Here is an 11,264-nt window from a genome sequence, read left to right on the forward strand (position 1 = left end):
TGTAGGTCAGCCATGAACATCGCCGCCGAGATTACGCCCCTCTTTTTGTTGGGAACGCTGGCCTTTTTGGGGTGGGGGTTCTGGCGAGCCCGCCGGCGGGGATCCCTGGCCGTCTGGGTGTGGTTCCAGGGATCCCTGCTCCTTTTGCCGTGGGTGGTCTTCCTGGGGCTGCTGCTGTTTGGGGTTTACCTCAGCTTTGCTGGCTTCCTGCTGCTATTGCTGGTGTTCACGGGGCTCTACATTGCCGTGGGGCGCAAAACCCGCCAGTTGGCCCAGCAGGAGCTGCAGGCGCGGCGGCAGCAGTTGGCCCAGATGGAGGAGCGGCAGGAAATCCCCTCGGAAGGGGCTGGGGAGACGCCTGTCGAGCAACCTTTGGTCTTGCGGGGCATCTCTGCGGAAGATTTGCAGGCGATTCAATCCATCTTCGGTCTGGACACCTTCTTCGTCACCGAGACCATCCCCTATGGGGAGGGGGCGATCTTCAAGGGCAACCTGCGCGGCGAGGCAGAGGTGGTGGTGCCCCTGCTGACAGAAAAGCTGAAGGAACGAGTGGGCGGCCGCTACCAACTGTTTTTGGTGGAGGATGCCTCGGAAAAGCCGGCGGTGGTGGTCTTGCCAGATGAGATCGTCAACTACCGCGCTTCGATAGGGGCACAGATCCTGGCCGCGGGCCTGATGATAGCTAGCTTTCTGGCCACTTTGGAGGTGGGGGCCAACCTGCTGGGCTTCCGGCTGTTGGAGGCGCCGGGGCGCTGGGTGGAGGCCCTGCCGGTGGCGGCGGGGATCTTTGCCATTTTGCTGGTGCACGAGACCGGACACCGCTGGATGGCTGGCAAGTACGGCGTACGCCTCAGCCCAGCTTTTGTTATTCCCAGTTTGGGGATCGGCACGCTGGGATCCCTAAACCGCATCCAGTCGCCGGTGCCCAACCGCAAGGCCCTGTTTGACATTGCCTTTGCCGGCCCGGCGGCGGGGGGTCTCCTTTCCTTGGTGGTGCTGCTGGTTGGCCTGAAGCTCTCCGGCTCCGGTGGCCTATACGTGCCCACGGAGATCTTCCGTAGTTCCATACTGGTGGGCACGCTGGCGCGGCTGGTGCTGGGATCCCAGTTGCAGGCGGAGCTGGTGCCCATTCACCCCTTCGTGGCCGTGGGCTGGATTGGCCTGGCCATCACCGCCTTGAGCCTTTTGCCGGCAGGGCAGTTGGACGGCGGGCGGATCGTGCAGGCGGTGTACGGGCGCAAGACGGCGGCACGTGCCACAGTGATTACCCTGATTGCCCTGGCGGTGGCGGCCATCAGTAACGTTTTGGCTCTCTACTGGGCGCTGCTGATTCTCTTTATTGCCCGCGAGCCGGAGCGTCCGCCGCAGGATGAGATTACCGAGACCGACGGCCAACGGGATGCCTTGGCGCTGCTGGCCCTCTTTTTGATGGTGATGACCCTGCTGCCCATTGCCCCGGCCTTGGCGGGCTTCCTCAACCTCCCCAACGGCTAAAGTCTGGGAAGCTCGATGTCGCCGCCGGGAAAGGGCTTTGATCCCAGCCGAGATAATAGAGAGAAGCACCTGCAGCGCCTGCTGCTTCAGGCTGTCCACCATCACCAGGCGGGGCAACTGCAGGAGGCCATCTCCCTCTACCAACAGGTGTTGCAAGCCCAGCCCGCCCACCCGGAGGCGCTGCACCTCTTGGGGGTCTGTCGGCAGCAGCAGGGATCCCTGGAAGAAGCCATTGCCCTGATGCAGCAGGCCTTGGCGCAGCAGCCGCGGTTTCCCGACGCCCACTTGAATTTGGGCATTGTTCTCAAGCAGGCGGGGCGGCTGGGGGAGGCAAAAGCCCACCTCCAGCAGGCTCTGGAGCAGGGGGGACCGGATCCGGAAGTTCTGTACCAGTTGGGACTGGTGCTGCGGCAGCAGGGGGAGTTGGAGGCGGCCCTGGTGCCGCTGAGGCAGGCTCTGGAGTTGCAGCCAGACTTTGCCGATGCTGCCTATACGCTGGCCATCCTGCTGCGGGACTGTGGCCGGGAGGAGGAAGCTGCCGAGCTGTTCTACCGCCTCTGGCAAGCCGATCCGGCCGATTTGGCGGCGGCCCTGGGCTGGTGTGTCAGCCAGTTGCCCCTGCTCTACGACACCTCTGAGCAGATCCCAGTTGCCCGGGAGCGCTACCGCCAGGCCCTGGAACAGGTCAGGGCCCGCTGGGCACAACTGCCGCGGGATCCCAAAACCCTGGAGCGGGCGGCTGCTGGTGTTGGCTCCGTCCAACCCTTCTTTTTGCCCTACCAGGGCCAGAACGACCGCGAGCTGCAGCACCTGTACGGATCCCTGGTGGGGGAGGTGATGGCGGCCCGCCACCCCCAGCCCCCCGTTCTCCTGCGGCGCCGTCCTGGGCGGCTGCGGGTGGGCATCGTCTCCGGCCTGTTCCGGGATCACTCTGTTTGGAAGATCCTGACCCACGGCTGGGTAGAAGCTTTGGATCGCTCCCAAGTGGCCCTCTACGGCTTCCACACCTCGGCCGTCCAAGACGAGATTACGCGCTCCCTGCCACCGCGTTTTGAGCAGTTTATAGCCGGATCCCGCAGCTTGGCGGAGTGGCAGGCGATCATTCGAGAGGCGCAACTGGACGTGCTCCTCTACCCGGAAGTGGGCATTGACCCGGTCTGCGCCCAGTTGGCCGCCTTGCGTTTGGCCCCTGTGCAGGCCATGGCCTGGGGACATCCGCAAACCTCTGGCCTGCCGACGCTGGACGTTTTCATCAGCAGCGAACTGATGGAGCCGCCGGATGGGGCCGACCACTACACCGAGCAGCTCCTGCCCCTACCCGGCATCGGCACCTACTACATCCCTTTGGACGTTGACCCCGCCCCTGTGGACTGGCCAGCCTGGGGTATGGATCCCGATAGGGTGCTCTACCTCTGCGCCCAATCTCTGTTTAAGTACCTGCCCCTGTACGACGAGGTCTTCCCCCGCATTGCTCGGGAGGTGGGGCGGTGTCAATTCCTGTTTTTGCGGGGCCGCCTCTCCCAAGGGATCCGCCAGCGCTTTTGGCAACGGCTGCAGCGGGCCTTCCGCGCCTACGGCCTGGCCGCGGAAGACTATGTGCTGCTGCTGCCGGAACTCTCCCCCGCCCAATATGCCGCCTACAACGCCCTGGGAGATGTTTACCTGGACAGCATTGGCTGGTCTGGCGGCAACACCACCCTGGAAGCCCTGCCCCACGGCCTGCCCATCGTCACGCTGCCGGGATCCCTGATGCGGGGTCGCCACACCTACGCCATCCTGCAGCAGATGGGGATCCACGCAACCATCGCCTCTAACCTAGATGAGTATGTCCAGATTGCCGTGCGGCTGGGCCTGGATGACCGCTGGCGCGAACAGATGGGCCAGCAGGTAAAAGCCCGCCAGGAGCGCGTCTACCGGGATCCGGCCCCCATCCGCGCCCTGGAAGCCTGGTTGCAAAGCCTATAGGTGTGAGAAATCACAGTCGTTTCAAACAAGATTGAGACACCCTCACCCCCAGCCCCTCTCCTTTGTGGGAGAGGGGAGCTAGAGATCAACCAGCAAGCTATTCCATAACTGCTTGCTATAAAAAAGGGATAGAGCGGAAAGGGATCTACATGGCCGGTTAGGAGCGCAGCGCCCGCACAAAGGCCACCCAACCCAGGCTGAGATAGCGCTCCAGGTGCAACCCCACCTGCTGAAAGTGCTCACGCAACTGGGTTTCTGAGAAAAACCGAAGGCCGCTTGCTTCCAACCACCGCTGCACCATCTGCCCCCATCCCTGCACCTGCTGGCTGTGCATCGAGACAAACACCCCTCCCGGTTGCAAAACACGGGCAACTTCCCGCAGACAGGGATGCAAAGGCACTTCGTTCAGGGTGGCGCCGCTGATCACCGCCCCAAACGTTCCAGAGGCGAGGGGAAGCTGTTCGGCTCGGGCCCGCACCAGGCTGTAGCGCTGCCAGTGGGGCTGCGCCTGTTGGGCTGCCTCGGCCAATACCCCTGCCGCATTGTCCAAGCCGATCACCGTCCGCTGCGGATCCCTGGCCAGGAGCAAGCGGCTCCAGTACCCCCCTGCCGTGCCCAAGTCCAAGACGGGATCCGCCTCGCCCACCAGTTCCGCCAGCAATTGGCCTTCCCGCTCGCTGCCGAAGCTCTCTCCCGACAACAGCGACAGTGCCCAAGGCCGCCAGAGGCGATCGTAGCCCCAGGCAAACCCGGGCAGATGGGCAATGGCCTGAGCGGGAGTGAGCGGCCAGTCCGGCAAGGTGGCCAAAAAATCCACCGCTCCAAAGGCGGTGATGGGGTAAATTTGCCCGCAACTGGGACAGTAAACCCGATCCGCCGCGGATCCCGGCTCACGTCCCGGTGACAGGTTCAGCCCGTCTTGACCACAGCTCAGGCAGCGGTAGAGGTGAACCGGCAAAGCAGAGAGCATGAGACAGCCCAACGCAACCCGCAAGGCAAAGAGGGCAGCCGCCGGGACCCAACCCCCAACAACCGCCCTCCCAAGTTAATCCATGCAACACCCCAGACCAACCATCTAGAGAGGATCCCTCAGATCAACTTTGGACTGGGCAAGCCGATCTTCTCTGGGATGGGCACATACTCTGAGACAATCGCCCGGAACTCGTCCCCATCCAACGTCTCCCGCTCTACCAAAGTATCGGCCAGGCGATCCAGCAGAACGCGGTGTTCCAACAAAATTTGCTTGGCTTTCTGGTAGCAGCTCTCCAGGATCTGCCGCACCTGGCGGTCGATCTTGGCGGCCACGTCCTCGGAGTACTCGACGCGGTTCATCCAGCCGCCGCCCAAGAATACCTCGTTGTTGGGCGGATCCAACATCAGCGGCCCCAGCTCGGACATGCCAAAGCGGGTCACCATCTGCCGCACCAGATTCGTGTTCTGCTGCAGGTCGTTGCTGGCTCCGGTGGTCACTTCCGAGTAGCCGAAAACGATCTCCTCAGCCGCCCGACCGCCAAAGCCCACAACCACCCGATCCAACAGCCAAGCGCGGCTGTACATGCCGGAGTCGATCTGCTCTTCGTTGGGCAGTTGCTGGGCAAAGCCACCCGCGCCGCCGGAACGAGGAATAATCGTCACCTTGTTCAAGGGATCCGCATGGGGCAGCAGCGTCATCAGCAGAGCATGGCCGCACTCGTGGTAAGCGATCAGGCGCTTGCTCTTGCCGTCCAATAGCGGCGGCTTGGTCAGGCCGATGGTGATGCGGTCGATGGCATCGTCGATGTCTTGGTTGGTGATGGCCATGCGCTGACGGCGGGCCGCCAAAATGGCTGCCTCATTGAGCAGGTTGGCCAGATCCGCACCAGCAAAGCCGGGAGTGCGGCGGGCAATGGCCTCCAGGCTGACCTCTTCTGCCAACTTTTTGTTGCGGGCATGCACGCGCAAGATCTCGTAGCGCCCCTTAAAGGTGGGCCGATCTACCGTAACCTGGCGGTCAAACCGCCCCGGACGCAGGAGAGCCGCATCCAACACATCCGGGCGGTTGGTGGCCGCAATCACGATGATGCCGGTGTTGCCCTCAAAGCCGTCCATCTCCGTGAGCAACTGGTTCAGGGTTTGCTCGCGTTCGTCATTGCCACCGCCGATGCCGGCCCCCCGCTGTCGGCCCACCGCGTCGATCTCGTCGATGAAGATGATACAGGGAGCATTCTCCTTGGCCTTCTTGAAGAGATCCCGCACGCGAGAGGCCCCCACCCCGACAAACATCTCCACAAACTCAGAGCCGGAAAGGCTGAAAAAGGGCACCCCTGCCTCGCCAGCAATGGCTTTGGCCAAGAGGGTTTTACCCGTCCCCGGCGGCCCCACCAGCAACACGCCTTTGGGGATCTTGGCCCCCACCGCGGTGAAGCGCTCCGGCTTCTTCAGAAAGGTAACCACCTCTTGCAGCTCTTCTTTGGCCTCTTCGATCCCGGCCACATCGTCGAACTTAACACCGGTTTTGGCTTCCATCTGGAAGCGGGCCCGCGACTTGCCGAAGTTCATCGCCTGCCCGGGGCCGCCCGCTCCCCCACCGGCGCGCCGCAGGAACAAGAACAGCCCTCCCAACAGCAGCACCGGGATGATCAGGTTGCCCAAAATCGCCCAGAAGGCGCTGCCGTCGCGGGTGGGCACCACGGCCACCTCGATCCCCTGCTCGGTGAGGCGATCCACCAGTTGCGGCACGGTGTTGGGCAGCAGGTTCACTCGGTAGCGGGTGGAATGCTGTGTCTGCGGATCGACAGCTGTAACTTCGGCAACCAGGTTGTTGTCCGTGAGGCGCACATCGGTAACCCGCCCCTCCTCGACGTAGCGCAAAAAGCGATCGTAGGTGAGGGCAGAGGCGAGGGCAGCGTGGGCAGGAACCAGACCAGATCCCTGCCAGAGACAAAGGCCCAGCACAAGGGCGATCAACCAGCGCTGGGCAGATAGAGGCTTGTTCATAAGGAAGAGGAACACCCGGTGATTAAAAGTCCTTTAACAAACTTAACCTGTCCATCCTGGAAGACACAACCCTGCCCTGGCCTCGATGAGATCTCCAACTCCAATGAACTTGAGATCTTGCTGATGGGGATCCCTGCCGGAGTGGGATGATCCCCTGCAACTAGGCCGAGCCGGAGGATCCCAGCCGATCCAGCCCATAGACCCGCCGCCACATTTGGTCGGCCAGAGCGGCGGGCAGCAGCCGCATCAGCCCCAGCGCCACCTTGCCGCCGGTGAAAGCAGTGTAGCGGTCGGAAGGGTGGGGATCCGTCATGGCTCTCAGGATCGGCTCCACCACCTTCTCCACCGGCCAGGCCATTTTGTTGAACGAGCTGGCCAGATCGGCAGTTTTGTCCAAGATCGCCTTGTAGGGGCCATTTGGGTTGACAACAGCAGCAAAGGCTTCTTCTGCCACGCGGCCAAACTCAGTGACCACCGGCCCCGGCTCGATCAAGATAACCTTGATGCCGAAGGGGGCCACTTCCACCCGCAGGGCGTCGCTGAGGGCCTCCACGGCAAACTTAGTGGCGTTGTAAACCCCACTGAAAGGCATCGACATCTGGCCAGCCACCGAGCTGAGGTTGAGGATGCGGCCGCTGCCTCGTTCCCGCATTTGGGGCAAGAGGGCGCGGGTGAGGGCGTGCAGGCCAAACACGTTGACCTCGAACTGGCGCCGCATCGCCGCCACATCCACCTCTTCCACCGGCCCCATCTGGCCATAGCCGGCGTTGTTCACCAGGATGTCCACCCGGCCAAAGCGATCCAGAGCCTTTTGGGCCAGCGCCTCCACCTGGGCCGTATCGGCCATGTCGGTGGGCACCACCAGCGCTTCTGTCCCCTGCCTCTCCACCAAGTCCTTGACGTTTTGTAGCAGCCCCTCTCGGCGGGCCGCCAGCACCAAGCGGGCCCCGCGTTTGGCCGCTTCCAGGGCAACGGCCTCTCCAATGCCGGCAGAGGCTCCGGTGATCAGCACCACCTGATTGGCAAGTGAAGGCATGGCTTTCTTTCCTGCAAACTTTTTCCATCCTAGAAGGATTTCCGGGATCCCTGGAGAGGGGCAACCCCGCCCTTGGAGTTTCCGTATTCGGCACCCGGTATTGTGGCTATGATTGGATGAACCCGGAAAACGGCTAGGGTAGGGCTCGACGGACGAGTTCTTCTTGAGCAGGTGTCTTGGGGTGTGAAGTAGAGAGTTGCGTGTAGGGTGGAGCGACTGTGAAGTACTTCCGCAGGCGAGTTGGCCGAGGTCGATCTCTGTCGCCGGAGGAGCGCTGGGCGGTTACCGAGGCTCGGTTGGCTCAATTGCTCAGAGTGGCGGAGGCTAACTTACAGGCCAACTCTGAGCTACGCCAACAGCAGCAAGAACAGCAGCGACAACTGGAGGCCGAGCGACGCAACAGCGAAGCCCTGCGCGATGCCACTGCCGATTTGCGCACCAGCGTGATGGAGCTGCGGGAGGGGCAGGCCCTTTGGCAAAGCCAGGTGGACGAGCTGCGCTCTTGTCTGCGGGATTTGCTCAAGGAACAAAGCGAACTGGTGCAGATCATCGCCCAGCAGCAGCACATCCTGAAGGACTGTAAGGAAGTCATCCGCGCCATTCTGGAGCAAATGCGGGATGACCACCGCGACTTCCGCTCCGCCATCAGCATTTTGCTGGAGGAACTGCACCAAACCGTGCGCTGCCTGGTTCTCAAGTCGGGCGGCACCCTTCCCAAGCCTGTCCGCCATCCCGAAGCGCCAGCTCCCGGCTCCCAGCCGCCTGATTCTGCCTCGCCTGGGGATGGCTCTCTGTCCTAGCAACCCAGACTTCTGCCTTCCCCGAAAGCTCCAGAGCTATCCAATCCCGCCCTCCGGCTGGGGCCAAAACAGGCGCAACTCCCTAACCTGCTCCCCCTTGACCAACAGGGAGCCGCCGCCGGACCGGCCTTGCAGGGGAATTTCCTCAGGAGAGAAGGAGTGTACCCGTTCGGACTCCGTGATCACATCGACTTGCAGATGGGGGTGCGCCGCCAGATCGGGGGGGAAACCCACCAAGCCCACCAAGCCATCCCCTTTGTTGGAGAAGTGAAAGGCTGACACGCCCACTTTACCCTGCTCCAGGATGGGTATCTCGCCCAGAGGCAGCCGCTTCAGATAGCCCGACCGACTGGCCAAAATCAGGATCCCTTGCGGGGGCAGCAACGCCATACCGGCGATCTGTTCTGTGCGCCCCAAACGTAGGGCTAGGGATCCCATAGCTGCCCGACCCATCAAGGGGATCTGTTCGGCATCCAGCCGCAGCGCCCGCCCGGCGGAGGTGGCGAGGACAACGCTGTAGCCTTGGTGGCCGGGATGCCAAAGGGCCGCCCAGCCCAGCTCGTCCCCTTCTTTGAGTTTCAGGACGGTGGATCCCCGTTGGCTAAGGCCCGTCAGCTCCGCCAGGGCCACCCGCTTGATCCGACCCTGCCGGCTGAGCACCACCAAAGTGGCCTCGCCGGGAGAGTGCTCCGCACCGCTGACGCGAACGGGATCCAACGGGAAGGTGGCAACGATCGGCTCGGGGTTGGGGAGAAGGGTGACCAGAGGTACCCCCCGCGAGGAGCCGGTGCTGAGGGGGATCCCTTCGCTGGGCACGGTGAAAGCTTTGCCGCTGGCGGTGAGCACCAAGATTTCCTGCTCTGGGGTCACGCATTCCAGGCCGACCAGAACATCTTCTCCCAATTCCCGTTGCGCCGGATTGCTGCGGGAGCGAGGCCCAGGCAGAGGCAGGCGGCGCACGTAGCCTTTGCGGGTAAGTTGCAGCAGGAAGCGGGTGTCTTCGCCGACTTTGCCACTGGGGATCTGGGCCTGTTCTGCCTCCAGCTCGGCTTCCGAAAGGATCTGGGTACGGCGCCGGTCGGCAAAAGTTTTCTTCAAGTGGCGCAGCTCTTTTTTCAGGTAATTCAAGAGCTTGCGGCGATCTTCCAGCAGCCCCTGCAATTCGAGGATGCGGGCCTGCAGCTCGGCCTGCTCCTGATGGAGGCGCTCCCGCTCCAAGGTTGTCAGGCGGCGCAGGGGCATGGCCAAGATTGTCTCCGCCTGTTGGGGGGTGCAGCCCAGGCGAGTTTGCAGTTGGGCTTTGGCCGTGGCGCTATCGGGGGCTTGCCGCAGCAGGTCGATCACCCCCTCCAGATCGGCCAGGGCCAGCACCATCCCCGCCACCTCTTCCGCTTTGCGCTGTACCCGCTGCAGTTCGGCGCGAAACATCCGGTTGAGAGTGGCCTCGCGGAATTGCAAAAAGTGCTGCAAAATCTGCTTCAAGCTGAGCTGCTGGGGTTTTCCCTCCACCAGGGCCAACAGGATTACCCCAAAGGTGCTCTGCAGGGGGGTGAGCTTGTACAACTGCTGCAGAACTGCCTGCGGGTTGGCCTCCCGCTTCAGCTCCACCACCACGCGAATGCCGCTGCGATCCGACTCATCCCGCAAGTCGGCAATGCCGCTGAGGCGGTCTTGGGCGACCAACTCTGCCACCTTCTCGAGCCAGGCGGCTTTGTTCACCTGGTAGGGAAACTCGGTGATAACCAGGGCGGGCCGGCGGTGGCGTCCTCTGCCCGGCTGGATCTCCTCAAAGCGGGCCACTCCCCGCAGGGTGATGGAGCCGCGCCCGCTGAGGTAGGCCTCGCGGATCCCTTGGCTATCAACGATTTGGCCGCCGGTGGGAAAGTCCGGCCCTGGGATCCAGCGCAACAGCTCTTCAGGGCTGAGATCGGGATGGTCGATCAAAGCCAGCAGGCCGTCCACGACTTCTCCCAGGTTGTGGGGCGGGATGTTGGTGGCCATGCCCACGGCAATGCCGGCAGAGCCGTTGAGGAGCAGGATGGGCAGGCGGGCCGGTAGAACGGTGGGCTCCGCCTGGGATCCGTCGAAATTGGGCATAAAGTCCACAATTTCTTCGGAGATCCCCTGCAGAAGGGCCGTGTGGCTCAGCTCCGCCAGCCGACACTCGGTGTAGCGCATGGCCGCCGGCGGATCGTCGTCCACCGAGCCGAAGTTGCCGTGCCCCGCCACCAGGGGGTAGCGGCTGGAAAAGTCTTGCGCCATGCGCACCAGCGCGTCATAGACCGCCTGATCCCCGTGGGGGTGATATTTCCCCAGCACGTCCCCCACCACCCGCGCACACTTGCGGTAGGGGCGATCCGGGGTCAGGCCCAGCTCGTGCATGGCGTAGAGGATGCGGCGATGCACCGGCTTGAGGCCATCCCGCACATCCGGCAAGGCCCGCCCCACGATCACGCTCATAGCGTATTCCAGGTAGGAGCGTTGCATCTCCCCCTGCAAATCGGTAACGATCACCCGCCCTGAACGGGATCCCCTACCCGATCCAGATCCCAGTCCGTCGAGAGTCAGTTGCTGAGTCATGGCAAACCGGAGCGGAACGCTTTCCAGGTTACTGTAGCCGTTTCTTTGGCCCTTGCGAGGTGGGATCCCATTCTCAAGGCCAGCCTGTTGCTAGCCGTTGTTTGTTGGCGTATCAATGGGCGTAGCTCTGTCCCTCCTAGGCCGGCCAGTCAGCTTGGGGTTTTCAATCTAGCGGAGTTTGCACTTTTGCCGGCAAAGGAAGGATTCTCGGCAAGGATCTGGCGCTACTTGGTTGGGCTTTTTCTTCTCACTTCTAGTCGAGATATAGTCGTTCCAGGCTAGCTTGAGACAGCTCCCTCACCCCCGGCCCCTCTCCCAGCCCAAGCGCTCCGCGCCCAGCACCCCCCCCCCCCCACCCGCCGAGCAACCGGAGCCACAGAGGAGTAGACAAAAAGGAAGGGAGGGGGGGGGGG

General features: G+C 62.9%; 7 protein-coding genes. 3 read left to right on the forward strand and 4 right to left on the reverse strand.

Going from position 1 to position 11,264, the window contains the following annotated elements; all coding sequences use genetic code 11:
- Window positions 1-12 precede the first annotated feature (12 nt).
- A complete protein-coding gene (locus NW826_RS02105; protein ID WP_414509318.1) occupies window positions 13-1,494 on the forward strand; it encodes a site-2 protease family protein in 1,482 nt (493 codons plus the stop codon).
- Between the two features lie 15 nt (window positions 1,495-1,509).
- Window positions 1,510-3,459, forward strand: coding sequence for a tetratricopeptide repeat protein (locus NW826_RS02110; protein ID WP_414509319.1), 1,950 nt, complete (start codon window positions 1,510-1,512; stop codon window positions 3,457-3,459).
- Window positions 3,460-3,616: 157 nt separating this feature from the next.
- Here NW826_RS02110 and NW826_RS02115 read toward each other — a convergent pair whose 3' ends face one another.
- From NW826_RS02115 to NW826_RS02125, 3 genes are all read right to left on the reverse strand, one after another.
- Window positions 3,617-4,429, reverse strand: a complete 813-nt coding sequence (locus NW826_RS02115; RefSeq protein WP_414334294.1) for a class I SAM-dependent methyltransferase — start codon at window positions 4,427-4,429, stop codon at window positions 3,617-3,619.
- Between the two features lie 119 nt (window positions 4,430-4,548).
- Entirely contained in the window at window positions 4,549-6,435 is a 1,887-nt protein-coding gene (ftsH, locus tag NW826_RS02120; RefSeq protein WP_414509320.1) for an ATP-dependent zinc metalloprotease FtsH, read from the reverse strand.
- A 160-nt stretch (window positions 6,436-6,595) separates the two neighbouring features.
- Entirely contained in the window at window positions 6,596-7,471 is an 876-nt protein-coding gene (locus NW826_RS02125) for an SDR family NAD(P)-dependent oxidoreductase (RefSeq protein ID WP_414509321.1), read from the reverse strand.
- A 218-nt stretch (window positions 7,472-7,689) separates the two neighbouring features.
- On the opposite strand from NW826_RS02125, the gene NW826_RS02130 reads away from it, so the two are divergent.
- On the forward strand, window positions 7,690-8,271 hold the full coding sequence (locus NW826_RS02130) for a hypothetical protein (protein ID WP_414509322.1): 582 nt from the start codon (window positions 7,690-7,692) through the stop codon (window positions 8,269-8,271).
- A 36-nt stretch (window positions 8,272-8,307) separates the two neighbouring features.
- Here the strand turns inward: NW826_RS02130 and NW826_RS02135 are convergent, their stop codons facing one another.
- A complete protein-coding gene (locus tag NW826_RS02135; RefSeq protein ID WP_414509323.1) occupies window positions 8,308-10,851 on the reverse strand; it encodes a DNA gyrase/topoisomerase IV subunit A in 2,544 nt (847 codons plus the stop codon).
- Window positions 10,852-11,264 lie beyond the last annotated feature (413 nt).

This window comes from Synechococcus sp. OH20 (assembly GCF_047502685.1).
In the GTDB taxonomy this organism is placed as follows: domain Bacteria; phylum Cyanobacteriota; class Cyanobacteriia; order Thermostichales; family Thermostichaceae; genus Thermostichus.